This window comes from Mannheimia sp. USDA-ARS-USMARC-1261, from assembly GCF_000521605.1.
Classification (GTDB): Bacteria; Pseudomonadota; Gammaproteobacteria; order Enterobacterales; family Pasteurellaceae; genus Mannheimia; species Mannheimia indoligenes.
Map to the genome: position 1 here is coordinate 1,282,652 of NZ_CP006942.1, position 25,364 is coordinate 1,308,015.

Sequence of the window (25,364 nt, forward strand, 5' to 3'; positions counted from 1 at the left end):
GAGTATATGTAACAGATTTATGCAAGTTTTTTTCATTAATTTCCTTAGGTAAGACCTCCGCCCCTTTTCGCTTTTTTGATTAGGGGCTTTTTTTATGGTCAGTTTTGCAACATTGTAACTATTTTGTCCTATATACCGTTTTTTAGAGACTTTTTATATTTATTAAATCGAATAAATCGTTCTTCTAACAAAACTGTTTTTCTACGGTATGTATCTACTCTTCTTATTAGAAATGGAAGCAAAGAACTAGATATGATAGATAGCCAAAATCTTAGTTTAAAAAGCTCTTCTACTGAAAATATCTTTCCTGTTAATTGAGAGAATTCATTATGATCATAAAGTAACAATGTGATGGATATCATTACTACTAAATATGAAGAAACATAAAAAGGAGATAATTTTAAGTACCTAACAATAACGCTACCCGTTAATTGTATCTTATTGTCGATAATGAAAAATGTAAGAATACCTAAATGTAGTAAAATGACTAATGCCCCAAAAACTAATGGCATATTAAAATCATAAGACAATCCATAGACAATGAGTAATATAGGAATAGCACTAATAAAATACAATATAGATAGAATTTTATTGCCAATCAAATTAAATTTTGAACTTGCCATTTTACCCTTTCAATGTTTTATTCGGTTCTTTCGCTATTTCTCTTGCCAATTTGGGGACAAGGTAGCCCGATGTAATCTTTTGCAATTCTCGATAAATTTCAATCGCATTTTCATCTTCAATATAGAAATGGCTTGCTCCTGCAACTTTATCAAACAAGTGCAAGTAATAAGGCAAAATTCCATATTCAAAAAGTTTATCACTTAATGCTTTTAAGGTTTGAGCATTATCATTTACTTCTTTTAGCATTACCGATTGATTCAGCAATACAACGCCCACTTTTTTAAGCTGAGCCATTTTTTCAGCAAAAACATCATCAATTTCATTTGCGTGATTAATATGAGTAACCAACACAACTTTCAAACGAGATTGTGATAACCGTTCACATAATTCTGTCGTAATTCGACTAGGAATAACCACAGGAAGGCGTGAATGAATACGCAATGTTTTGATATGTGGAATTTGTTCTAGCTTATCTAATAACCAATCCAATTCCTGATCTTTTGCCATTAACGGATCGCCACCTGAAAAAATAACCTCTTCCAATTCAGTATGCTGCTCAATATAGTCTAAACTTTCTTGCCATACCGTTTTTCCACTTTTTACTTCATTATACGGAAAGTGTCGGCGGAAGCAGTATCGACAATTAATGGCACAACTGTTTTTTACCATAAATAACAAACGGTTATGATACTTATGCAAAATATTCGGAGCGGGGCTTTGCTGTTCTTCTAACGGGTCTACAACAAATCCTTCCTGCTCAATGAATTCCTGTTGCACAGACATTGCTTGTAGGAAAAGCGGATCTTTGGGATTACCCTTTTCCATTTTTTCAGCAAAGGCTCTTGGCACTCGGAGAGCAAATAATTTGCGAGCAGCAATATCCGCCTCAAAATCGGTTGGATTGAGTTTGAGAAATTGCAGTAAGTCGATAGGATTATTAAAGGCTTGAGCAAGTTCAGTCAGCCAAAGTGGTTTGATTTGAATTGGTTGCATAAAAACAAAAAGCCCTCGCCAAAAATGGGAGGGCGAATAGAAAAATTAAGGGATTAAATTACATTGCAATGGTGTGCCGTTCGGGTTCACCATCACTACAGGCGAGGTTTGCACGCCCTGTGCAGCAATTAAATATTGCACGCCCGAGATACAATAACGGCGATAACCGTCAGTTTTCTCAACCAAGAATGGATCAATTTGACCACCAATGCTCTTAAATTCCGCAATAGCTCCATTTGCAACATTTTGAGCAGAATTAACCGCTTGTTGTGCATTTGTATCAGCAGGTTGGTTTGCGTGAGCATTTGATGACAACATATCGCCTAAAATATAACCTGCTGCTGCCCCCATTGCAACATTTGCCATTGTGCTACCTTGACGCACTTGTGGCTGAGCCGTTGCATTATTTGGTGTATTGGCAAAAGTTGCATCTCTTTGCTGCTGAGTTGGTTGTTTAGCTACCGGTTTAGTTGCAACAGCTTTCGAAGAACTTACTGAACGGAAACTACCTCCGCCTCGTTTGGCCTCCGCAACTGTTGCTACAGAAACCGCTAAAATGGCAGAAAGAGTAATTAATTTTTTCATTCGCATTCCTTGTTGAGTGTTGTTATAAAAATTATAGCAAAAAATTTTAGAGATCTTTCGCTAATTTTGTGAATTTAGGTTATTATATGGCTCTTTTTGACAAACCCAATAGGGTTAAGTTCAAAATGTGTTAATTTATTGTTATTTTTTGAATAATTGAGGAAATAATGGCTAGTTACAGCACTAACGACTTTAAAAAAGGTTTAAAATTTATCCAAGATGGTGAACCTTGTGTAATCGTTGAAAACGAATTCGTAAAACCGGGTAAAGGTCAAGCATTTACACGTACTAAAATCCGTAAATTAATTTCCGGTAAAGTATTAGAGATCAACTTCAAATCAGGTACTTCTGTTGAAGCAGCTGATGTTGTTGATGCTAACTACAACTACTCTTACAGCGATGGCGATTTCTGGTACTTTATGCACCCGGAAACATTTGAGCAAATCTCTGTAGATGAGAAAGCATTAGGCGACAATGTAAAATGGTTGGTTGATAATGCTGAATGTATCGTAACGTTATGGAATGGTGCAGCAATCGCAGTTACCCCACCAAACTTTGTTGAGTTAGAAATTGTTGAAACTGACCCGGGTTTAAAAGGTGATACAGCAGGTACAGGCGGTAAACCGGCAACATTAAGCACAGGTGCAGTTGTGAGCGTACCGTTATTCGTACAAATCGGCGAAGTAATCAAAGTAGATACTCGCTCTGGTGAATATGTTTCTCGTGTGAAATAATTTATCTCTATACAAGCGGTCATTTTTGGTAAATTTTTTGCAAAAAACGACCGCTTACTTTTTAACTATCCTCTCAACACCTCAATCAACGCTTTGAACAAGGGGGAATTTTGACGGCGGTCGGGGTAATAGAGATGGTAGCCTTCATAATGCATTGTCCAATCGGTTAAAATCGGCACTAATTTACCGCTTTCCAACTCTGCTTGAATGCTGTTTTGCGGACACCAAAGAATGCCTAAGTCTTGTAAAGCATAGTATTGCAGCAAAAAACCATTATTTGAGGTAAGTTTTCCCTGTGGTTGCACTTTAACGATTTTTTGGGTAAGCGGGTCTCGAAATTCCCACGCCAAAATGCCACCCAGTGTGGCAAGCCGATGCTTTAGACAAGCGTGTTCCGTTAAATCAAATGGCGTTTTCGGTGTGCCATTCTGTGCTAAATAGTTGGGGCTGGCGGCGGTTACCATCGTTAAATCAGGAGAAATGCGTAACGCAATCATATCTTTTGCTACATCTGCTCCCAATCTAATCCCGGCATCAAAACGCTCTGCGACAATATCCACAAAACGATCTTCCGCCACCAGTTCCAACGCTACTTCAGGATAACGTTTGGCAAACTCGGCAAATTTATCCGCCAGTACATCTCGGAAAACGTGTTCGTTGCCGTTAATCCTCAGTACGCCTTTTAACGCATTGCGAAACTCGCTCAACCCATTAATTTCTTGGTCTATCTCATCAAACAACGGTAACAAACGTTGATATAACTGCTCCCCAGCCTCAGTATTTGAAATACTGCGTGTAGTACGGTGAAATAGCTTAATTTGCAACCGATCTTCAATCCCTCTAATACTGTGCGATAACGCTGATTGCGATACCCCCATCTGTGCAGCCGCTTTGGTAAAACTGCCCGTTTGTGCCACTAGCAAAAAGGCTCTTAAATCGTTAAGGTTTTCTTTCATTAAACCACCTTATTAATGAATTTTTCTCATTACTTTAAGCAATTTTACCCTACTAATCAAATGCAATCTACCTTGTTATACTGACATCAACAACTGAGCGGAGAACAAATTATGAAACAGATCTTAATTTTAGGAGCAAGCGGTAGCCTTGCTACAACAGTTATTCCTGAACTACTTCAAGATGGTAACGTACAATTAACTCTTTTTACCCGTCGTCCACAGTCGGTAGCGAAATTTGAAAGTGAACGAGTCAAAATCGTGCAAGGCGATGTGTTGGATTTGGCAAGCCTACAACAAGCAATGCAAGGCGTTAATGCGGTTTACGCCGGACTTGCAGGCAACTTAAAAGCGATGGCGGAAAATATTGTAAAAGCAATGAATAATGCTCAGGTGAAACGCTTAGTCTGGATTAGCTCAATGGGGATTTACGGCGAAACCGGTGAAGATCACGGAGCAATTTTAGAACCTTACCGCCAATCGGCAGCAGTCATTGAAACCAGCAAGTTAGATTATACCATTGTCCGCCCTGGCTGGTTTACCAACGATTCAAAAGTGCAATATCAACTGACTCACAAAGGGGAACCCTTTAAAGGACATAGCGTTTCCCGCAAATCTATTGCTGATTTTGTCGCTAAAATTTTGCGTGAATACAGTGAGATCCGTGAAAGTGTTGGCATTGCGGCTTAACAATCGGTTAAAAACAAAATAAAATTTGCAAAAATCAGAAGGAAAAACACAATGAATCAACAACAAATTCAAGATCGTTTAGCACTGAAAGACTTAGTGGACACGTTCTCTAATCTTGCCGATGAGAAAAAAGTTGCCGAGCAAATGCTTCTTTTCACTAAAGATGCCATTGTCAATACTTATATAGGCGGCAAATTAGTGTTTGAAATGGCAGGAGTTGCTCAAATCGAAGAGGTCTTTACTACCTTTTTAACGCCATTTCACAGTGTTTATCATCTAAACGGTCAGTACACTGTTACCCTTGTTGATGAAAATAACGCCACTGCGATTAACTATTGTGCGGTGAAACTAGTTGAAACCAAAGACGGCAAAGAAATCTTACACGACCATAGCGTGCGTTACGCCGACACTTATGTAAAACAAGATGGAAAATGGTTGATTGCTAAACGGATTGCGAATTTTATGATTAGCGAGACTCGAGAAATTGGCTAAACAGCGATAACAAGCGGTTAAAAAAGGCGAAAAATTTGCAAATTAAAAGGGTTGTTTCCTAATTAATTGGAAACAACCCTTCAATTATTTTTATTTCACTAATTTTAGTGTAGATGCCTTTTTTAATTTAGGTTTTGAGGGTTGCTCCGGTTTAGTGCGGGTGTGATAAGCCTCAACATTATAATACTCTTCCTCTTGGAACATAATGCCATCGCCTGTTTCTTGAGCATAAATAGCTTCCATTGCACCAAAAGGAATATGAATATCTCTTAACATTCCCTGAAAACGAGCACTAAAACCAATATATTCATCAGTCGCCACATATTGCCCGATTGAACGTGAGGAAATATTTAAAATAATTTTCCCTTCTTTGACGAATTCAACAGGCACATCAACATCTGGATATTCTGCATTTACCAATAAATAAGGCGTGTTATCGTTATCAATAATCCAGTTGTAATAGGCGTTATAAAGATAAGGTCTTAACGGTTTCATTAATCTTTATCGTCCATTAAATGCTTTGGAGCTTCGCCGCCAACAGATTGAATAAAACTATCACGCTGGAACACCCTAGTCATATAAGTATTGATTGGTTTTGCAGTTGCACCCGTAAATTTCACGCCTAATAATTGCATACGCCATAATAATGGAGCGATATAGCAATCAACAAGACTGAAATCATCACTCATAAAATAAGGTTTAGCGGCAAAAACAGGAGCTAATGCTAAAATATCTTCTTTTAGCTGTGCTAATGCTTTTTTACCTTCTGCTGATTCAGGATTTTTGTTTACTAAGTCAATTTGTGCATACCAATCTTGTTCGATACTATAGATATTCAAACGGCACTGACCACGAGAAACAGGGTAAACAGGCATTAATGGTGGGTGTGGAAAACGCTCATCTAAATATTCCATAATGATGCGGGGGTTAAATAATACCAACTCACGATCAACTAAGGTTGGAATATTACCATAGGAGTTCAATTCCAATAAATCTTCAGAAATACTACCTAGCATAACGTTCTCAATTTCATAAGGAACGCCTTTTTCCGCTAATACGATACGCACTTGATGGCTGTAAATATCATTTTTATCCGAAAAAAGCGTCATTACTGAACGTTTATTTATACTACTCGTCATTTATATCTCCGATGATTAAAGTTACAAAAAATAAAATTGGTCGTTGATTATATCATATTTTGAACAGCAGATAATAGCCCTAAAATTTGTCTTTATTATATTAAATAGCTAAGCAAACGTTTGCTTTATATGGTATCATCACGGCGTTTTACATTATCAGAATAAGGATTTAAAATGTCGAAGAAAGCCGAAATTGCCATTGTTATGGGTTCAAAAAGTGATTGGGTTACGATGTCTGAAGCCACTCAAATGCTAGACCAATTTGGTTTAAGCTATCACGTTGAAGTAGTCTCTGCTCATCGCACACCGGATAAACTTTTTTCCTTTGCAGAAAATGCACAAGCAAACGGCTACAAAGTCATTATTGCTGGTGCAGGCGGAGCAGCCCATCTACCCGGTATGATTGCAGCTAAAACCATTGTGCCAGTGCTAGGTGTACCGGTTAAAAGCTCAATGTTAAGCGGTGTCGATAGCCTCTATTCTATCGTGCAAATGCCGAAAGGTATTCCTGTTGGCACACTTGCCATTGGTCCTGCCGGTGCGGCAAATGCCGGCTTATTAGCGGCACAAATTTTAGCTGCTTTCAATCCTGAGCTTGCGGAAAAATTACATCACTTCCGCCAAACACAAACTCAAATGGTGTTAGATAACCCAGATCCGCGTATTGAATAATCACGTTTTACAGATGTCTAAAAAATTATTAATTATCCAGACAGGTGGGACTATTTCAATGAAAGAAGGAGAAGACGGCAAAGTCTCTCCTTCTGTTGAAAATCCACTGCTAAATGCGTTAGAACGCTTAAATCACCCTGCAAAATTGGTGCAAGAATCCTTATTTAATATTCCCTCTCCACATATCAATATTGAACATTGGGAGCAGCTAAAAACTCGTATAGAGAAAGCCGTAACCGAAGAAAATATTGATGGTGTTGTCATTACACACGGCACAGATACCTTAGAAGAAACCTCTTATTTCCTCGATTTAGCCTTAAATGTAAATGTCCCAATTGCTATCACAGGGGCAATGCGTTCGAGTAACGAATTAGGAGCTGATGGCTTAATCAACCTACAAAGTGCGATTTTAGTTGCCCTAAATGAAGAAAGCCGAGATAAGGGTGTTCTGGTGGTAATGAATGATGAAATCCATAATGCCAAATTTGTAACCAAAACCCATACGACCAATGTTGCCACTTTCCAAACGCCAACATTTGGACCTTGTGGCTTGGTCACGAAAGAATCGGTAATTTTTTTCCAAAAATTGACCGCTTACGAACGTTTTCCTCTTAATCAACTCACTAAAACGAATGTTCAATTGCTCAAAGCCTATGCAGGAATGGATAGTTTCTTACTTGAGAAACTCGCCGAGAGTCGTTGTGATGGCGTAGTGATTGAGGCACTCGGTGCAGGCAATTTGCCCCCAAGCTGTCTTGATGGTGTAGCCGCTTTAGTAAAAGCAAATATTCCTGTTGTTATTGTTTCCCGTGCTTTCAACGGCATTACTCAAGATGTGTATGATTATGTAGGCGGTGGAAAGCAGCTCAAGCAGCAAGGCATTATTTTTACCAAAGGTTTAAGCGGACAAAAAGCCCGCATTAAATTGATGGTATTACTCAACCAACAACTAGACAAACCTCTATCAGATTATTTCTAAATTCGAGAACATTATATGCAAAAAAGTGCTATCTACCCTCCTGTTTACGTATTAGGCAATGGTCAATTAGGCAGAATGTTGCGTTATGCAGGTGCACCGCTTGATATCGAAGTGAAACCACTTGCTTTTGACGCTCCTGTGTTTGATATTGAGCCAAATAGTATTATTACCGCTGAAATTGAACGTTGGGCGGATACGCCTTTAACCCAGCTTTTAGGCAATCATAAAAACTTCGTGAATTTGAATGTATTTGGGCGTTTAGCGGATCGATTCACTCAAAAATCGTTGCTTGACCAACTGAATCTTGCGACTTCACCGTGGCAGTTAGTGGAAAGTGCCGAGCAATGGCAACAGGTTTTCCAAAATATCGGCGAGAAAGTGGTGGTAAAACGCCGTACTGGTGGCTATGACGGCAGAGGTCAGTGGATAGTAACCGCTGATTCTATTAACCAAATCACACCTGATTTATTCGGCGAAGTGATTGCAGAAAAATTTATTCCGTTTGATGGTGAAATTTCCGTAGTCGGGGCAAGATTCCGTGATGGCTCAACTCGTTTCTACCCGATTTCACATAACCTTCAACAAAACGGCATTCTCCGTTATTCGGTCTCTAACGTGAATTTACCTAACCAAGCCATTTATCAACAACAAGCTGAACAAATGCTCGGTGCGGTAATGCAAGAGCTGGATTATGTCGGCGTGATGGCGATGGAATGTTTTATTGTCGGCGATAAACTGTTAATTAACGAACTTGCCCCTCGTGTTCACAACAGCGGACACTGGACACAACTCGGCTGCTCAATCAGCCAATTTGAGCTACATTTGCGAGCGTTGCTTGATTTACCGACCCCCGAACTCAAACAAATTGCCCCAAGCGTGATGGTTAATTTAATCGGTATTGAACACTCAAACCAATGGCTAAATCTCCCATTTAGCCAGCTCCACTGGTACGGAAAGGACGTTCGAGCAGGCAGAAAAGTTGGGCATATCAACCTTACTCATCCAGATAAAAACACACTGATTGATTTACTCGAACAGCTAAGACCAAACTTAACAGAAGATTTTAATTCAGGACTAGATTGGACGATTGAAAAGCTCAAGTAAGCGGTTGAATTTTGATGATTTTTTGCAAATATTAAATAGCTCTTGTAAGTTGGGTTTTCGCAAGCTCAGCCCAACCTACAGACTATTAATTTTCAATGTGGACTGTAAAATTTTTATTTTGAGAACAAAATGTGAGAAACTCAATACCTAAGCTCTTATCATCAGATAAAGAAATAATCCCAAATCCAATATCTTCATGTGGATATATTGCAATATTCAGCTTAGGAGAAATAAAAAAGCAAACATTCCCAAGTATTGCATTACAACCCATAACCAATTTTGTTAAACATAGAAAAAGCCTTTTATCTAGAGAAATAGTTAAACAGTCTGCAGGTAAAGTAATATCTCCATATAAATAATTATCAAATATATCCGTTGTCTCTTGTATAAGATTATATTTTTTAGCTCTTTGGAATAATCTATAGTAGTATTCTCCTTCATTTTTAAAGTTATATTCTTTGGAATATTTTAATGCGCTTATCATAATAAAATCATCTAAATTATCCTTGAAGAACTCATATACAAGATTTATAGCATCCTTCACAAGAACTAAATTATGAACTTTTTCAGCTTCAAAATACCCAATCCAAAGATTACTCGAGCTAAAACCTGAAAAATTAAATCTATTTAGTGAAATCCCTTTGTTTATCGCCTTTTTTAATGATTTTCCCATCTGAATATCCCATAGTAATTTTCTTAGAAACAGTTGGATCTTTTCCTCCAATAGTGCATATACTCTCTCTTACCAAAACAAGCGATTGATTTATCACTAAAATTTGTAAAATACCAACATAGATAATCGTTTGTAACTTATATTAAAGATATTTAGCTTAGATGTTACTAGGATAAATATTCCCTTATTCTTTTCAACCAAAATATCGTATTTCCATCAACATCTCTATTAGGTATCATAAAGCAGCCTAGAGAATATATATAGTTTTCGTCTACATATTTTTCCTTTATTAATAGTTCTATCTCTAGAATAACTTCTTGGCAAACTTCCTTTGTCTCATTTTCTTTGAAATTATCTAGCACATCTTCTAATGTTTTTCCTTCCAGTAAAAACCAATCTTGATGAAAATAAGTACTAAAAAAATACCTTAATTTTGGATACACATTTTCTCCCATTTATCTGAAAATTCAATTCCTAGTTTAGCAAAGCATAACTTACGAACGTTATACCTAATGTTGGGTTTTCGCAAGCTCAATCCAACCTCATCAATCTTATTTTAGCTTTTCTGACTTCTCATCCTTTTTATGCTATCATTTCCGCCATTTTTATACTATAGAGAACAGAATAACCGTGTTAGTTTCAGATTTCCATTTTGATTTACCCGATGAGCTGATTGCTCGCTACCCTACCGCTGAACGTTCGGCAAGCCGTTTGTTGCATTTAAACGGTGAAACAGGCGAATTTGCCGATCAGCAATTTACTGATTTATACGATCATATCCACGCAGGGGATTTATTAATTTTCAACAATACCCGTGTAATTCCGGCTCGTTTGTATGGTCGTAAGCCAAGTGGGGGCAAAGTGGAAGCCTTGGTGGAGCGTGTGTTAGACGAACATCGTTGTTTGGCTCACGTTAAAGCCTCAAAAGCCCCAAAAGAAGGTGCCGAGCTGATTTTTGGTGAAGATAAATTAGGCGAAGGAAACAGTTTTACCGCAACAATGGTGGCACGCCACGATACGCTCTTTGAATTGGAATTTAATGCCCAAACACCGTTGTTTGATTTATTGCAGCAAGCCGGTCATATGCCACTGCCGCCTTATATCGACCGCCCTGATGAAGATGCCGACCAAGAGCGTTATCAAACCGTTTACAGTAAAGTATTAGGGGCTGTTGCAGCTCCAACTGCCGGTTTACATTTTGATAATGTGATGTTGGAAAAACTCAAAGCAAAAGGCGTAGAGACTGCGTTTGTTACACTTCACGTTGGAGCCGGCACATTCCAACCTGTGCGGGTAGATACTATTGAAGAGCATAAAATGCACGCAGAATATGCCGAAGTAAGCCAAGAAGTAGTGGATAAAATTTTAGCCACCAAAGCAAAAGGAAAACGGGTGATTGCAGTCGGCACAACCTCGGTTCGTTCCGTGGAAAGTGCGGCTAAAGCAGCCGATAACGAGGGAAAACTGATTGCACCGTTCTTCTCTGATACTTCTATTTTCCTTTATCCGGGAAAAACATTCAAAGTAGTTGATGCGTTAGTAACGAACTTCCATTTGCCTGAATCTACGCTGATTATGTTGGTATCCGCCTTTGCAGGCTATAAAAATACAATGAACGCCTACGCCCACGCCGTTGAAGCGAAATATCGTTTTTTCAGCTATGGCGATGCGATGTTTATTAATAAAAACCCGAATGCGTTGAATGATGTGCCGTGAAATGTATAGGGCAAATAGCAATTTTCCCTACAAAATATAAAAACGGTCTTCTTCTCATTTTGATGGGTTATTTTGTATATATTCGGTAATTTGGAAATAGGCTATTTCATTACGAATAATATGTTCGTAATAGTTTCGTTGCCAAATGTCTGTAGGGGCGAATTGCAATTCGCCCTTTTCAAACAACAATTTTATCTGTTTGATAACAGAAATTTTAAATCCTCGAACCATAGCACCTATCGTATTTGATGTTCCATTTAACTTACGCAGTGTATTATCGGGCAATTGCTATTTACCCCTACATTATTGTTATCCAAACTTTCTGTAATTTCTAAAATCGCGTGAAAACGGTTAGGCATTACAACAAATTCGTGTAATTGTATATTTTTTCGTATCTTTTCTGTATTTAACCATTCTTTATGTACAATTTCTCCTACTCTATTCAACTTCATTTCTCCCCCTAAAACTTTGCCGAAACAACATTGCTTATCTTTACAACATATTGTAATAAAGTAATATCCTTGTGATCGGTAATCATAATATTTCAATCTGATAGACTTCCTTGCTTGCCTTTTAGGGGAATACGCCTTCATTTTTTACTCCCTTTATCTGCATAAAATTGCTTATACCACGCCGAATAGCGTTCTCTGCCTTGTTCTATTTCGGTTTTGTTTTGATAAAACTTCACCCTTACCATTCCAACTTCGGCAGTATTAAGCACCTTAATGCCTTTTCTTCTTAATCGCTCAACTACTTGCTTATTTGGCAATTTCCACACATTCCAACGTCCTGCAGAAATAAGAGCATATTTTGGTTCAGTTAGGGCTAATAGTGTTTCGCTGGTACTACTTTTACTGCCGTGATGTCCAACTTGTAAAAAGTCAATTTTCCCGACATTTGGGGCAAATTGGCGTTCTTGTTCTATGCCGGAATCCCCTGTGAGCAAAATCTGCAAGCGGTCATTTTTTGCTAAAATCACGCAAGAATCGTGATTTTTAGCTCGCTCTACCAAGTGAATAGGATAAATTGCCGATGAATACCATTTACCGAACTGCCACGATTTTCCTTGAATACAAGGTTCTGGCTCAACATTGTGGTAGCGAACTTTGCTTGAGCTAATCAGCCGAGCGTTTGGATAAGCAGATAATAAATCCATCACGCCACCTGAATGATCGTTATCATCGTGGCTGAGAAAAATCGCTTCTACAGAAATGCCATTGCGTTTTAAATAAGGCAGTATTTCAAGTTTTGCCATTGAGTTTCTCTCGCCATCATTTGATTGCCAACTTGACCCCGTATCGTAAATTACCGCTTTATTTTGTTCATCAATCAACGCCATTGCCAACCCTTGCCCGACATCAAACATAATCCATTCCGCTTTGGTTTGATAAGCCCATTTATGCAAATAAAAACTTAGATTGAACAATATAGATAATGCAATTGCACTTAACCATTTTTTATAAGCCAGTCCATATAATTTGCAATAAAGACATAATAAAACCAACAGGTTAAGTGAAAGCAACTGCCATTGTTGCCAATAGCTGAGTGTAATCCAAGCATTAGAAAGTGGAGCTAATAACCATAAACTAGATTGAGCGAGATAATCCGCTAATTGCCAAGTGGCGAACAGGTTATCAGTTAATAAACTGAATAAAATAAGCGGCACAAGCAAAAAACTGTAAAGAGGTACAATAATCAGATTGGCAAGTAACGCAAAAGCGGATACTCCCTCAAAAAAATAGAGCTGAACAGGCGAGAAAATCAGCCAAATTCCAATTTGTAAATGCAAAAGCGATAACCACAAGCGGTTAAATTTCGTCATTTTTTTGCGAGTTTCATCAGAAATAAAGCGACTTAATGGGAAAACTTGGTACCACAGAATCAAGCTCGCTACTGCCAATACAGAGAGCCAAAAACTGTCAGACAGTAAACTCAGCGGTTCAATAACAACCAATAAAGCCACAATTCTCCACCAAAATTGCCAAGCGGTGTAATGGCGTCTTAAACATTGGCAAAGTAACACAAATGCAATGGCGAATAAGGCTCTTACTGTCGGCACAGCAAAGCCGGCTAAATAGCTGTAAACAAAGGCAGTTAAAAAGCCGATTGCTCTTGCAAAATAAAGTGAAAATCCAACCGCTTGTAACCATTCTAGTCTACTATTTAAACAAAGCCATTGCACACTTTTCGCTAGATAAAACCCAAACAACATTGCAAGCCCAATATGCAATCCTGAAATAGCAATTAAATGAGCGGTGGCAGTTTGTTGAAATTGCTCCCACTGTTCGGTCTCTAACCAAGCTCGTTCTCCAAAAGCTAGAGCTAATAACAAGCCTTGCGTAGGTAAACTTTCTGTTTCTGCTTTGACTTTATTTAGCCGGTCTGTCCGAAAACTTTTCTCTGTTTGTACGAATTGTTCGACTTTACGTACAGTTGCCGTCATATTGATATGATTGGCGAAATACCAACGTTGGCGGTCAAAATTACCTATATTGCTGCGAGTTGAAATTGGACGGAGATTCAGTTCGGCTTGGTAATATTGATCAAGTAATAACGGCTGCTCTGCTTGCCAATTTAGGTAGATATTTTCGCCTGATTGAAGTGTGGCTATCGCCGTTTGATAATCTGTCTGCTTAAGAATTTTGCTGATTTTAAACTGCGTTAGCTGTTTACTAGCGGTTATATTTTCTGCATTTTTTGCAACTTGGACAATGTGAAAATAACTCATACAAATGATCACACCAAGCACAAAAGTAAGTTTAGTACGAGCCAAAATGCCATAGAACAAAATCATTCCGCCAAAAGCGATGCCACCTAATAGTCCGTCTTTAGGCAAAAACAAAATAGGCAGGTGGAATAGAAAAATGGCAATACAAAAACGATCCAACATAGCGAACAGAGTGAATTTTTAATCTGAGTATGCCGTTTAAATCAAAAGTTTTCAGAATAAATATGTAAATTTTCGACGTAGATCGCAAAAATAACGCAAAAAGAAAGGCAGACTAAAAAGTCTGCCTTTAGTGAAGTATATTATGCTGATTTTTGATCTTCAGAGTAGCTTACCGCAGCGGTAAATAATACGTCTGTTGATGAATTTAGAGCAGTTTCAACCGAGTCTTGAATAACGCCAATCACAAAGCCAACACCAATGACTTGAGCAGCAATATCATTTGGAATACTAAATAAGCTGCAAGCTAATGGAATTAACAATAATGACCCCCCTGCAACACCTGAGGCTCCACAAGCACAGATTGAGGCTACAACACTTAATAATAATGCAGTTGAGAAATCAGGCTGAATACCTTGTGTATATGCAGCTGCAAGCGTTAATACGGTAACGGTAATTGCAGCACCCGCCATATTAATGCTCGCACCAAGAGGGATGGCAACAGAAGCTATTTCATCACGTACACCTAAACGTTTCGCCAAGTTCATATTTACAGGAATATTCGCAGCAGAGCTACGGGTAAAAAATGCCGTTACACCACTTTCACGTAAACAAGTGAATGTTAATGGGTATGGATTGCGGCGAATTTTCCAAAATACTAATAATGGATTTAATACTAATGCTACAAATAACATTGCACCTACTAATACTAATAATAAACGAGCATAGCCTTCAAACGCATCTAAACCGTTTACTGCAACGGTTTCTGCCACTAAACCAAATACGCCGATAGGTGCAAACGCAATCACCACTTTCACCACAAAAGAAACTGCATTTGATAAATCATTTAAAAATGCTTTTGAACTTGCTGAGCCGTGGCGGAATGCGATACCCAAGCCGATAGACCAAGCTAAAATACCGATAAAGTTACCGTTACTTAATGCGGTTAATGGATTATCTACCAAGTTAAAAATCACAGTTTTTAAGATTTGACCGATGCCTTCCGGTGGTGCTAAACCGTCCGGACTTGCAGTTAATTCTAGCGTAGTTGGGAACATAAAACTTAATACAACTGCTGTTAATGCAGCCAAGAAAGTCCCTAATACATAAAGCACTAAAATCGGTTTTAATTTGCTGTCTGATCCCACTTCTTTATTTGCAATCGCAGATAACACTAATACAAACACTAAAATAGGAGCGATAGCACGAAGCGATTTCACAAAGAATTGACCTAATACGCCAACATTTACTGCCCAATCTTTATTAATAAATGCCAGTAATACCCCTAGCACTAAACCAATGGCGATACGTAATACAAGATTACCGCCAAGAATTTTTGAAGATAATGAATTACTCATAAAATTTCACTTATGTAAGACAAAAAAATAAAAAAGGATAAATAATATTTATCCACCTAATAAAATAGGTTTGTAGATTAGCTGAAAATCAGACAATATGGAATAAACAAGCGGTTATTTTTTTAAATTTTTTTGCAAAAAGTTGGATTTTTCTATTTTCAGATTGATTTATTTTATTCATACTAAGTTTCTTTAAAGATAACTTTTCTTTCAGTACAATAACGTTTAACTTATTCACTTAATCTAACAACTTATGAAACCTAAAAATAAAGCTGACTTTCAGCGTGTTATTAATGCAACAAATTATTCAATGAAAGGCTTAAAAGCTGCCTATATTAATGAAGCTGCCTTTCGCCAAGAACTATGGTGTGCAATTATTCTATTTCCGTTAGCCTTTATTCTTGGTGAAACGAATATTGAAAAAGTACTGCTAGTCGGGACAATATTGCTGGTCTTAATTGTTGAATTACTTAATAGTGCGGTTGAAGCCGTCGTTGATCGCATTGGTTCTGACTTTCACGAGCTGTCCGGTAGAGCAAAAGATTTTGGTTCAGCTGCTGTGTTTTTATCAATGATTTTACTGGCAATTACTTGGATATTGGTTTTATTCTTCTAATGTCTTGTTATAACACTAATACTTATTGAGGTATTTCTATGAACTTTAAGAAAACATTACTTTCTCTCGCTATTCTAGGCTCAGTCTCTGCAATGGCGTATGAAACAGATAAAACTTACAGTTTCACTGTACTACATACCAATGACCTACACGGTCATTTTTGGCAAAACGATAAAGGCGAATATGGCTTAGCGGCACAAAAAACATTAATTGATGGTATTCGCAAAGATGTAGAAGAAAAAGGCGGTTCAGTCGTAGTATTAAATGCTGGTGATGTTAATACCGGTGTACCCGAATCGGATATGCAAAACGCTCGCCCTGATATTGAGGGTATGAATGCGGTTGGTTATGATGCAATGGTGTTAGGTAATCACGAGTTTGACTTCCCTCTCCAAGTGCTTTCTATGCAAGAACAATGGGCAAAATTCCCTTTTATTTCTGCGAATGTTATTAATAAAAAAACAGATAAGCCTATCGTAAAACCTTACGTTATTCTTGAGCGAGGCGGTCTAAAAATTGCCGTTGTTGGATTAACTACAGAAGATACTGCAAAATTAGGCAATCCTGATGTAACTGAAAATGCGGTATTTAAAAACCCAATTGAAACTGCAAAAACAACACTTGCAGAAATTAACAAAACTGAAAAACCGGATGTGCGTATTGCTCTAACTCATATGGGCTATTACTTTGACGGTAAACACGGCACTAATGCACCAGGCGATGTAACAATGGCTCGCACCTTAGATAAAGGAGCTTTCGATTTAATCATTGGTGGACATACTCACGATACAGTATGTATTGATGATAAAGGTCAATTCAAAGCGAAATACACACCAGGCGAAGAGTGTAAACCGGATTTTCAAAACGGTACTTGGATTGTGCAAGCCGGTGAATGGGGTAAATTTGTTGGACGTGCTGATTTTGAGTTTAAAAATGGCAAAACAACTTTAGTAAAATATGAGTTAATCCCTGTAAACTTGAAAAAAACCATCAAAAAAGAAGATGGTACAAAAGAATACCAGCTCTACCAACCTGAAATTAAAGCGGATGAAGCCACTTATCAATTACTCAAAAAATATCAAGATGAAGGCGACCAAAAACTGAACATTGAGGTCGGAAGTGTTAAAGGCTTATTAGATGGTAAACGCGAGCATATTCGTTTCCATCAAACCAATCTCGGTCGCTTAATTGCTCAATCTCAAATGGAGCGTGTAAAAGCAGACATCGGTATTATGAATTCCGGCGGTATCCGCACTTCAATTGAGGAAGGAAAAGTAACCTATAAAAACCTACTGACTGTGCAACCATTCGGTAATATGATTGCAACGGTTGATTTAAAAGGCAAAGAGTTGTTAGATACCATTACGGCTATCGCATTGAAAGATGTTGATACAGGTGCATATCCACAATTTGCAGGTATTTCAATGGTAGTTGATCGTAATGCAAAAACTATTTCTGATGTAAAAATTGGTGGTAAAGCATTTGATGAAAACAAAACCTATAAAGTTTCTTTACCTGACTACGTTGCAGCTGGTGGTGATGGTTATCCATTACTGAAAAAACACCCTACTTATGTAAATACCGGCTTCATTGATGCGGAAATGCTGAAAAAATTCTTTGAAGAAAATAAAGTGATTGAAGCAGATAAATACGATCCGAAAAATGACATTATTTTCAAATAATTAAACGTTAATGGGGAAATCAAACGATTTCCCCATTTTTTAGCCACCGGACAATTTTACTTTAAAGCCTTTACTTTCTAAAATTTGCTTAATAAGTTCACGATTATCGCCCTGAATCTCAATAATGCCATCTTTAAATGAACCTCCACAGCCTAATTTACGCTTCAGCTCTGAAGCAAGCGAGTTAATTGCTTTATCATCTAAATCAAGCCCGGTAATGACACAAACACCTTTCCCTTTTCGCCCACTGGTTTGGCGTTGAATGCGTACAATCCCATCGCCTTTAGGGCGTTCTTCTTGAATAATTTCCGGCTTTATTCTACCGGTTTCTGTTGAATAAACTAATGTCATTGGTAAATTTTTCCTTAAACACGACCGCTTGTATCATTAAAAAGGCGGAAAATTCCGCCTTATTTATTAACCATTAATAGATTGATTTATTGATTTGAGTACTGCTAATGGATCTGCTGCTTGAGTAATTGGGCGACCGATTACTAAGAAATCCGAACCTGTTTCTATTGCCTGTTTTGGCGTCATTACACGTCGTTGGTCGGCAAAATCACTGCCCTCCGGACGGATACCCGGTGTGATTAATTTGAAATCTGCTCCACAATGTGTGCGTAATACTTCAACCTCTTGTGGAGAACATACCACACCGTCTAAACCGGCACGTTGAGCTAAATGGGCTAAACGAATCACCTGCTCCATTGGTGAGGCATTAATGCCTATTTGTAATAAATCTAAATCTTCCATACTGGTTAAAACCGTTACTGCAATTAACAATGGAGCATCTTTGCCGTAAGGCTCTAAGATTTTTTTCGCATCTTCCATCATTTTTAAACCGCCTGAAGCGTGTAAGTCTACCATCCATACGCCTAAATCAGCGGCTGAACGCACTGCACGGGCAACTGTGTTTGGAATATCGTGATATTTTAAATCAAGGAATACATCAAATTTACGGTCGTGTAATTGTTTTAAAAAATTTGTACCTAATGTTGTAAACATCTCTTTGCCTACTTTTAAACGACAAAGTGATGGTTCAACTAAGTCAACAAATTCCAATGCTTCACGTTCCGTTTCATAATCTAAAGCAACAATGACTTTATTGTTCATACTGAACTCCTCAATTTTTATTAGATAAGACCATCGATACTCTGTATCGGTTTAATTTTTTCCCATTGATTACAAGATGGGCATTGCCACATTAAGCGATAACTTTGATAACCGCAACTTAAGCAGCGATATTGAAAACCTCTTTTGATTTGGTTACCCACCATATTATGCAGTAGTACCAAGCTCTCTTTACCATTTCCTTCTTCAGCAAAATCTGCTTGATAGCGAATAAAACGATGGAACGTAATCAAACTCGGGTAAGCACTTAATTGCTGATATAATTTAGAATGTGCTGCATTAATACCGTCTTTTTCTTCAATAAATTCGGTTAATGCAATATCTACGCTACTATTATGTTTTACTTGGTTTGCTTTTATCAAGAATAGTTCATAGCCATTTGAATCATTTAGTGCCGTATAACATTGCCTTACTCGCCCAAGCACTTCACTAATATAATCGGGGTCTTGCTGTAAAATTTGCTCAAAATAACCTAATGCTTTGGTAAATTCTGCTTGCTCTAAATAGAAATCACCCAGCATTATTGAAGCTCTTGTGGATTGAGGATAATAGTCTAGGGCTTTATTTAAAGCTTCTAAAAATGCAATTTTATCTTCAAATTTAACCGCTTGTGCATATTCACAGTAAAAATGAGATAAGGGAATTGTATCGGATTCCGGCGAAATTTTTAATAACTTTTCAGCAACATTAATCGCTTTCTTCCACTCTCGTGTTTTTTGATAAACCACAGTAAGTTGAGACAATGAATGCTTAGCAAATTCAGGTTCATCAACCAATGAAATATAGTAATTTTCTGCTCGATCATAAAAACCCGCTGCCATAAAATCTTTAGCCAATTGTTGTTTGGCTAATAATTTCTGTTCAAATGAATAATCCGGATTATTTTCTAAGGCTTGATGAATACGCAAGGCTCTATCTACCTCACCTCTTGAGCGAAACAAATTACCTAAGGTTAATTCCGCCTCAAATTGGGATTCAGTAGAAATTTGATTTTCAGATTCTTGCTTTTGTAACATAGAAAGGAAAAGATCAACCGCCTTTTCCTGTTGATTAGATAAAAGAAAGTTCAATCCCGTAACATATTCACGGGAAAACTTATTATTAGCGGTTTCTTGATCCTTTTTAGCACTACGTTGCCCCATATACCAACCGTATAATGCGGCAATAGGCAATAAAAGGAACAATAATTCAAGCATTGATTACTCAACCTTTGGCGTGGTTAATTCAGTTATCTGCTGTGCTTGACGTTTTACACGGCGATTTAACGCAATATTTTGCACTTTAACTTTTAAGTAAAAAATACCAGTTACTAACCAACCCAAAATTAATCCCAAACCAAACAAAATTGCCACTAGTGTTGATAGGCGTAATTCACTCTGAGCAATAATATAATTGAAAGTAATAAGTTGATCATTATTTGCCCCAATTGTAACTGCAACGATGATAACTGCAATTACAACTAAAATCCCTAAAATATACTTAAGCATATAATCTCCTTCACTACAGAAATTTATAATTTGATAGAATTAAATTAAGTCCACACGCTCTTTTAAATCTTTACCTGCTTTAAAATGAGGGACATATTTTCCGGATAATGCGACACTGTCTCCTGTTTTAGGATTTCGTCCTACACGAGGCTGGCGATAATGTAATGAAAAACTCCCAAAGCCTCTCACCTCAATTCTCTCGCCTTTTTCTAATGTTAGTGTTAAATGCTCTAAAATCTCTTTTACACAATTCTCTACTGTTTTAATCTGTAAATTTGGATTTTTAGCCACTAAACTCTCAATTAATTCAGACTTGGTCATTGTTTCCTCAGTAAAATTAATATAGCAATTTTAAATAATCACTCATAACTAAATGAATATTTAAAATGGCGATTTAAGTTTAAATGGGTATGCTTTAAACATACCCATTTCATTATCAGTTAAATCTAATTATTCGCCTTTAGCAGCTTTGAATGCTTCAGCAAATGCATTTGGTACTGCAACTTCTTCTTTGTTCACTTGTGCAAGTGCCGCTGACTCTTCAGCTTGGTCTTTTGCACGAATAGATAAATGAACAATGCGTGATTTGCGATCTACGCCGGTGTATTTTGCTTCAACTGTATCGTTTACTGCAACTTCACCGTTTAAATCTGCTGCACGGATGTAGCCTTCAACACCACCGGCTAATTCAACTTTAGCACCTTTAGCATCAACTTCTACTACTGTCGCAGAAACGATTTCGCCTTTTTTCGCACCATCAACAAAGTTTGTGAACGGATCTGATTCTAATTGTTTGATACCTAAAGAGATACGCTCTTTCACCGCATCAACTTGTAGAACTACAGCTTCAACTTCATCACCTTTTTTGTAGTTACGAACTGCTTCTTCACCTGAAACATTCCAAGAAATATCAGATAAGTGAACTAAACCGTCAATACCACCTTCTAAACCGATGAAGATACCGAAATCAGTAATTGATTTGATTTTACCTGATACTTTATCGTTTTTGTTGTGAGTAGAAGCGAATTGTTCCCAAGGGTTTGCTTTACATTGTTTTAAACCTAATGAGATACGACGACGCTCTTCATCAACTTCAAGTACCATTACTTCAACTACATCACCTACATTAACCACTTTAGATGGGTGAATGTTTTTATTTGTCCAATCCATTTCTGAAACGTGAACTAAACCTTCAACACCGTCTAAAATTTCAACGAAGCAACCGTAGTCAGTTAAGTTAGTTACTTTACCTGTTAATTTGCTGTTTACCGGGTGGTTTTCAGCGATTACAGCCCAAGGATCTTGACCTAATTGTTTTAAGCCTAATGATACACGGGTTTTATCTTTGTCGAATTTTAATACTTTAACAGTAACTTCGTCACCAACATTAACCACTTCACTTGGGTGTTTAACACGTTTCCACGCCATATCTGTGATATGTAATAAACCGTCCACACCACCTAAATCTACGAATGCACCGTAGTCAGTTAAGTTTTTAACTGTACCTTTAACTTCTGAACCTTCAACTAAGTTCGCTAATACAGCATCACGATCTTGGTTGCTTTCTGTTTCGATTACAGCACGACGAGATACAACTACGTTGTTACGTTTTTGATCTAACTTGATTACTTTGAATTCGTACTCTTTACCTTCTAAGTTTAAAGAATCACGAACTGGACGAGTATCAACTAATGAACCTGGTAAGAATGCACGTACGCCGTTTAATTCAACAGTGAAACCGCCTTTAACTTTACCATTAACGAAACCGATAACTGTAGCTTGTTCTTCAAATGCTTTCTCTAAAGCAATCCAAGCTTCGTTACGTTTTGCATCACCACGAGAAACAACTGTTGCACCAAAGCCATCTTCTACAGCTTTAAGCACTACATCTACTTCATCACCAACTTGAACTTCTAATTCACCTTGTGCATTAGTAAATTCTGATGCATCGATAGCTGACTCAGATTTGAAACCTGTATCAACAATCACTAAACCTTTTTGGATAGCAACAACAGTACCTTTAACAACATCACCTAAACGTGGTGTAGCTGCAAATGATTCTTCAAGTAGTTGAGCAAACGATAATTCTGACATAATAAATCTTCTATAAAATAAACATCCATCTAACGTCCTGTTAAACGGGGTTGGTAATAAAAGCTAAACAAATCCTATGTAAAGCCAACAAACTAAAATCGAATATATTGAGCGATATGATCTAACGCTTGTTTAACCACATCTTCAATGGATAAATACGTTGAGTCTAACAATAACGCATCTTTAGCGGGGACAAGGGGAGCAACTGCACGATTTCTATCGCGAAAATCACGTTCTTTTATCTCGGCTAAAATCTCTTCAAAGTTAGCATTAAATCCTTTTTCTTGCAACTGTTTTACGCGTCTTTTTGCACGTTCTTCTGCACTTGCATCTAAAAAGAGCTTAATTTGAGCATTTGGGAATACGACTGTCCCCATATCTCTACCATCTGCAATCAATCCTTTTTCAGTACTAAAGGCTCTTTGACGTTCTAATAATGCCTCTCTTACCTTAGGAAAAGCAGCGACTTTAGAAGCATTCTGACCTGCTTCAGCAGTACGAATTTGATTGCCTACATTTTCTCCATCTAAAATCACACTAATTTCGCCATTTGCAGGCACAAATTGGATATTTAGATTACGCCCTAGTTTCGCTAATTTTTCTTCGTCATCCAGTGCAATACCCTTTTTTACTGCACTTAGGGCAGTAATTCGATATAGTGCCCCAGAATCCAAAAAATCAAAGCCCAGTTTTTCTGCTAAAACGTGGCATAGTGTACCTTTCCCAGCACCGCTAGGTCCATCAACTGTAATAACTATTTTTTCCATTTCTTTACCCTATTGTGCTTGTAACTCAGTAATAGTTACATCAAAATTTAATAATTGACTACCGCGTTGAACAATCACGCGAACTGTAGAATATGGTTGCATTTCAGCTAGTGCTTCCATCATTTGTGAAGGCGATAATGCTTCAACGTTACCGATTTTAAGAACCAAATCTCCAGCTTGAATACCTGCTTTAGCTGCCGGACCATTTTTACTTACATCACCAATAATTACGCCTTTTTCATAGCCTTGCATTTTAGCTGTATCAAATAAATCTGTACTTACGCCAAAATAACCTCTAATTACACGACCATCTCGAATAATTTTTTGCATAATCTGGTTAGCCAGATTAATGGGAATAGCAAAATTCAATCCCTCAGATAATTCATTAGTATTTTTACCTAAACGCAAGGTATTAATACCAATAAGTTCTCCTGCACTATTAATTAATGCACCACCTGAGTTTCCTTGATTGATAGACACATCCGTCTGGATAAAATTTTGTCGCCCACTTTCTGTTAGAGTATTTCGCCCAATGGCACTGACTATACCTTGAGTAATACTCTGACCTAGATTTAACGGATTACCGATGGCTAAAACCACATCTCCAACCTCAATTTTTCGCTCGGTATTTTGTGGTATTGTCGGCAGATTTTCAGCCTCTATTTTGAGTACGGCTAAATCAGTAAGAGAATCCGCACCAACTAATTTTACATCTGTTGAAATTAAACCATTTTGCAAAGCAATAACTATTTGATCTGCATCATCAATAACGTGTTTATTTGTTAAGATATAACCATCATTACTCATAATCACGCCAGAACCTAAATTTTTAACTTCAAATGCTGAATTTTCAGCACTAAAATTTCGGTTATACACATTTACTACTGCTGGCGATGCAATTCTTACAGCTTGGTTGTAACTGGCAATTTCTCTCTGATTTAATGCTAAAAAGGAAAATCCATTACTTTTATGTTGAAATAAGGGAGCAACGAACAAAATTAAAATTGCACAAAAAAGTCCAAAAATGACCGCTTGCCCGATTTTTTTCAGCATTGTGAATCCCTTGAAACTTAATTACTTAATTATAAACGGCGTGCTTGCCAAAATGCTTTTGACCAATAAGGAGAATCTATATCAGAGTAGATCACACCACCTTTTGTTGAGGCGTGAAGAAATTGCCCATTTTTAACATAAACACCAACGTGTTTACCGTTTGGACCTCTCCCTGTATTAAAGAAAACTAAATCCCCGGTTCTCAATTCTCGTTTAGAGATTCGTTCCCCTTCTTTGGCTTGATCTTTAGTTGTTCTTGGTAAGCTAATTCCGAATAAATCTCTAAAGGTAACCTGCATAAAACCGGAACAGTCAATCCCTGATTTGCTATTACCACCTAAACGATAGCGTGTTCCTTTCCATTCATACTGGTGTTCACTTAAACGGCTAATTGCCATAATGGGATCAGAAAGATCTGCGTGATAGGTTGAATGGTAAATTTTACTTCTTGCTTGTGCTTTGGAGGCTGTTCTATCTGAGCTAGAACAGGCAGACAATACTATTGCACTTGCTAGAACAACGCCTAATGATAGCCATTTTTTTACTAATTTCATTTAATACCCCTATTCTGAGCATTTACTGCATTGGTCTATAAAAGATAAGCTTGTTATTCTACTTGAATATTTGCCTGCTCAATACGTTCACGCAATTTTTGACTTGCTTTAAAACTTACTACTCTACGAGCAGATACTGCTACATTCTCGCCTGTTTTAGGATTACGACCGGGTCTTGCTTTTTTCTCTCGAAGTGAAAAATTACCAAAACCTGATAATTTTACTTCCTCACCATTCTCAAGAGATGCTCGAATTTCTTCAAAAAATAATTCAACAAATTGCTTAGCAACTCGCTTTTCTAAATCTAATTTTTCAATTAGGTTTTCTGCAATTTCAATCTTGGTAAGTGCCATAATTGATCCTTATTTATTTTTATGGCTG

At 37.5% G+C, this 25,364-nt stretch carries 29 protein-coding genes; 9 read left to right on the top strand and 20 right to left on the bottom strand.

All coding sequences use genetic code 11. The annotated features are described in order from the left end of the window. Positions 1–128: 128 nt before the first annotated feature. From X781_RS06215 to X781_RS06225, 3 genes are read right to left on the bottom strand one after another with little or no spacing between them, the layout of a single operon-like run. A complete protein-coding gene (locus tag X781_RS06215) occupies positions 129–623 on the bottom strand; it encodes a hypothetical protein (RefSeq protein ID WP_025236028.1) in 495 nt (164 codons plus the stop codon). A gap of 1 nt (position 624) precedes the next feature. Next, positions 625–1,617 (bottom strand): EF-P beta-lysylation protein EpmB, encoded by a 993-nt coding sequence (gene epmB, locus X781_RS06220; protein WP_025236029.1) that lies wholly within the window; start codon positions 1,615–1,617, stop codon positions 625–627. A gap of 45 nt (positions 1,618–1,662) precedes the next feature. Continuing rightward, positions 1,663–2,202: a hypothetical protein gene (locus X781_RS06225; RefSeq protein ID WP_025236030.1), complete on the bottom strand. Its 540-nt coding sequence runs from the start codon at positions 2,200–2,202 to the stop codon at positions 1,663–1,665. Positions 2,203–2,369: 167 nt separating this feature from the next. Here X781_RS06225 and efp point away from each other — a divergent pair, with 167 nt between their 5' ends. Continuing rightward, positions 2,370–2,936 carry an elongation factor P gene (efp, locus tag X781_RS06230; RefSeq protein ID WP_025236031.1) on the top strand — a complete coding sequence of 189 codons (567 nt, stop codon included), beginning with the start codon at positions 2,370–2,372 and terminating at the stop codon, positions 2,934–2,936. A 65-nt stretch (positions 2,937–3,001) separates the two neighbouring features. Here efp and X781_RS06235 read toward each other — a convergent pair whose 3' ends face one another. Further along, complete coding sequence (locus X781_RS06235; protein WP_025236032.1) at positions 3,002–3,892, bottom strand: LysR family transcriptional regulator; 891 nt, start codon at positions 3,890–3,892, stop codon at positions 3,002–3,004. A gap of 111 nt (positions 3,893–4,003) precedes the next feature. Here X781_RS06235 and X781_RS06240 point away from each other — a divergent pair, with 111 nt between their 5' ends. Together X781_RS06240 and X781_RS06245 are read left to right on the top strand one after the other, a co-directional pair. Further along, entirely contained in the window at positions 4,004–4,579 is a 576-nt protein-coding gene (locus X781_RS06240) for an NAD(P)H-binding protein (RefSeq protein WP_025236033.1), read from the top strand. 51 nt (positions 4,580–4,630) lie between these two features. Further along, the gene (locus X781_RS06245) at positions 4,631–5,071 is read left to right on the top strand and encodes a nuclear transport factor 2 family protein (RefSeq protein WP_025236034.1); all 441 of its coding nucleotides are present in this window, start codon (positions 4,631–4,633) and stop codon (positions 5,069–5,071) included. A gap of 90 nt (positions 5,072–5,161) precedes the next feature. Here the strand turns inward: X781_RS06245 and X781_RS06250 are convergent, their stop codons facing one another. After that, entirely contained in the window at positions 5,162–5,566 is a 405-nt protein-coding gene (locus X781_RS06250; RefSeq protein WP_025236035.1) for a ClpXP protease specificity-enhancing factor, read from the bottom strand. Then, entirely contained in the window at positions 5,566–6,210 is a 645-nt protein-coding gene (locus tag X781_RS06255; RefSeq protein ID WP_025236036.1) for a glutathione S-transferase N-terminal domain-containing protein, read from the bottom strand. The genes X781_RS06250 and X781_RS06255 overlap by 1 nt, the downstream gene beginning before the upstream one ends. Before the next feature lie 174 nt (positions 6,211–6,384). Here X781_RS06255 and purE point away from each other — a divergent pair, with 174 nt between their 5' ends. The 3 genes from purE to purK are packed head-to-tail and all read left to right on the top strand — an operon-like array spanning position 6,385 to position 8,965. Continuing rightward, positions 6,385–6,882: a 5-(carboxyamino)imidazole ribonucleotide mutase gene (gene purE / locus X781_RS06260; RefSeq protein WP_025236037.1), complete on the top strand. Its 498-nt coding sequence runs from the start codon at positions 6,385–6,387 to the stop codon at positions 6,880–6,882. A gap of 13 nt (positions 6,883–6,895) precedes the next feature. Then, positions 6,896–7,861: an asparaginase gene (locus X781_RS06265; protein WP_025236038.1), complete on the top strand. Its 966-nt coding sequence runs from the start codon at positions 6,896–6,898 to the stop codon at positions 7,859–7,861. Positions 7,862–7,876: 15 nt separating this feature from the next. Next, positions 7,877–8,965, top strand: a complete 1,089-nt coding sequence (gene purK / locus X781_RS06270; RefSeq protein WP_025236039.1) for a 5-(carboxyamino)imidazole ribonucleotide synthase — start codon at positions 7,877–7,879, stop codon at positions 8,963–8,965. A gap of 85 nt (positions 8,966–9,050) precedes the next feature. Here the strand turns inward: purK and X781_RS06275 are convergent, their stop codons facing one another. Together X781_RS06275 and X781_RS06280 are read right to left on the bottom strand one after the other, a co-directional pair. Next, positions 9,051–9,638 (bottom strand): hypothetical protein, encoded by a 588-nt coding sequence (locus X781_RS06275; protein WP_025236040.1) that lies wholly within the window; start codon positions 9,636–9,638, stop codon positions 9,051–9,053. Between the two features lie 167 nt (positions 9,639–9,805). Further along, positions 9,806–10,081 (bottom strand): contact-dependent growth inhibition system immunity protein, encoded by a 276-nt coding sequence (locus X781_RS06280; protein WP_144084202.1) that lies wholly within the window; start codon positions 10,079–10,081, stop codon positions 9,806–9,808. Positions 10,082–10,268: 187 nt separating this feature from the next. On the opposite strand from X781_RS06280, the gene queA reads away from it, so the two are divergent. Further along, on the top strand, positions 10,269–11,354 hold the full coding sequence (queA, locus tag X781_RS06285; RefSeq protein ID WP_025236042.1) for a tRNA preQ1(34) S-adenosylmethionine ribosyltransferase-isomerase QueA: 1,086 nt from the start codon (positions 10,269–10,271) through the stop codon (positions 11,352–11,354). Between the two features lie 589 nt (positions 11,355–11,943). Here the strand turns inward: queA and X781_RS06295 are convergent. Both X781_RS06295 and sstT read right to left on the bottom strand, forming a co-directional pair. After that, positions 11,944–14,244, bottom strand: a complete 2,301-nt coding sequence (locus X781_RS06295; RefSeq protein WP_038643952.1) for a DNA internalization-related competence protein ComEC/Rec2 — start codon at positions 14,242–14,244, stop codon at positions 11,944–11,946. A 140-nt stretch (positions 14,245–14,384) separates the two neighbouring features. Next, on the bottom strand, positions 14,385–15,599 hold the full coding sequence (sstT, locus tag X781_RS06300) for a serine/threonine transporter SstT (RefSeq protein ID WP_025236044.1): 1,215 nt from the start codon (positions 15,597–15,599) through the stop codon (positions 14,385–14,387). 253 nt (positions 15,600–15,852) lie between these two features. Between sstT and X781_RS06305 the strand changes: the two genes are divergently transcribed. Then, positions 15,853–16,215, top strand: coding sequence for a diacylglycerol kinase (locus tag X781_RS06305; RefSeq protein WP_025217249.1), 363 nt, complete (start codon positions 15,853–15,855; stop codon positions 16,213–16,215). 38 nt (positions 16,216–16,253) lie between these two features. Further along, a complete protein-coding gene (ushA, locus tag X781_RS06310) occupies positions 16,254–17,897 on the top strand; it encodes a bifunctional UDP-sugar hydrolase/5'-nucleotidase UshA (RefSeq protein ID WP_025236045.1) in 1,644 nt (547 codons plus the stop codon). 39 nt (positions 17,898–17,936) lie between these two features. Here the strand turns inward: ushA and yciH are convergent, their stop codons facing one another. From yciH to X781_RS06360, 10 genes are all read right to left on the bottom strand, one after another. Beyond that, positions 17,937–18,248 carry a stress response translation initiation inhibitor YciH gene (gene yciH, locus X781_RS06315; RefSeq protein WP_025236046.1) on the bottom strand — a complete coding sequence of 104 codons (312 nt, stop codon included), beginning with the start codon at positions 18,246–18,248 and terminating at the stop codon, positions 17,937–17,939. A gap of 66 nt (positions 18,249–18,314) precedes the next feature. Beyond that, complete coding sequence (pyrF, locus tag X781_RS06320) at positions 18,315–19,010, bottom strand: orotidine-5'-phosphate decarboxylase (RefSeq protein WP_025236047.1); 696 nt, start codon at positions 19,008–19,010, stop codon at positions 18,315–18,317. A gap of 20 nt (positions 19,011–19,030) precedes the next feature. Then, a complete protein-coding gene (lapB, locus tag X781_RS06325) occupies positions 19,031–20,224 on the bottom strand; it encodes a lipopolysaccharide assembly protein LapB (RefSeq protein ID WP_025236048.1) in 1,194 nt (397 codons plus the stop codon). A gap of 3 nt (positions 20,225–20,227) precedes the next feature. Further along, complete coding sequence (locus X781_RS06330; RefSeq protein WP_025236049.1) at positions 20,228–20,515, bottom strand: LapA family protein; 288 nt, start codon at positions 20,513–20,515, stop codon at positions 20,228–20,230. 39 nt (positions 20,516–20,554) lie between these two features. Continuing rightward, positions 20,555–20,836, bottom strand: a complete 282-nt coding sequence (locus X781_RS06335) for an integration host factor subunit beta (RefSeq protein WP_025236050.1) — start codon at positions 20,834–20,836, stop codon at positions 20,555–20,557. Between the two features lie 129 nt (positions 20,837–20,965). Further along, on the bottom strand, positions 20,966–22,609 hold the full coding sequence (gene rpsA, locus X781_RS06340) for a 30S ribosomal protein S1 (RefSeq protein WP_025236051.1): 1,644 nt from the start codon (positions 22,607–22,609) through the stop codon (positions 20,966–20,968). Between the two features lie 92 nt (positions 22,610–22,701). Then, a complete protein-coding gene (gene cmk, locus X781_RS06345; protein WP_025236052.1) occupies positions 22,702–23,376 on the bottom strand; it encodes a (d)CMP kinase in 675 nt (224 codons plus the stop codon). A 9-nt stretch (positions 23,377–23,385) separates the two neighbouring features. Further along, complete coding sequence (degS, locus tag X781_RS06350) at positions 23,386–24,429, bottom strand: outer membrane-stress sensor serine endopeptidase DegS (protein ID WP_025236053.1); 1,044 nt, start codon at positions 24,427–24,429, stop codon at positions 23,386–23,388. Positions 24,430–24,458: 29 nt separating this feature from the next. Next, on the bottom strand, positions 24,459–24,983 hold the full coding sequence (locus X781_RS06355; RefSeq protein WP_025236054.1) for an NlpC/P60 family protein: 525 nt from the start codon (positions 24,981–24,983) through the stop codon (positions 24,459–24,461). Between the two features lie 53 nt (positions 24,984–25,036). Continuing rightward, positions 25,037–25,336, bottom strand: a complete 300-nt coding sequence (locus X781_RS06360) for an integration host factor subunit alpha (protein ID WP_025236055.1) — start codon at positions 25,334–25,336, stop codon at positions 25,037–25,039. Between the last annotated feature and the right edge of the window lie 28 nt (positions 25,337–25,364).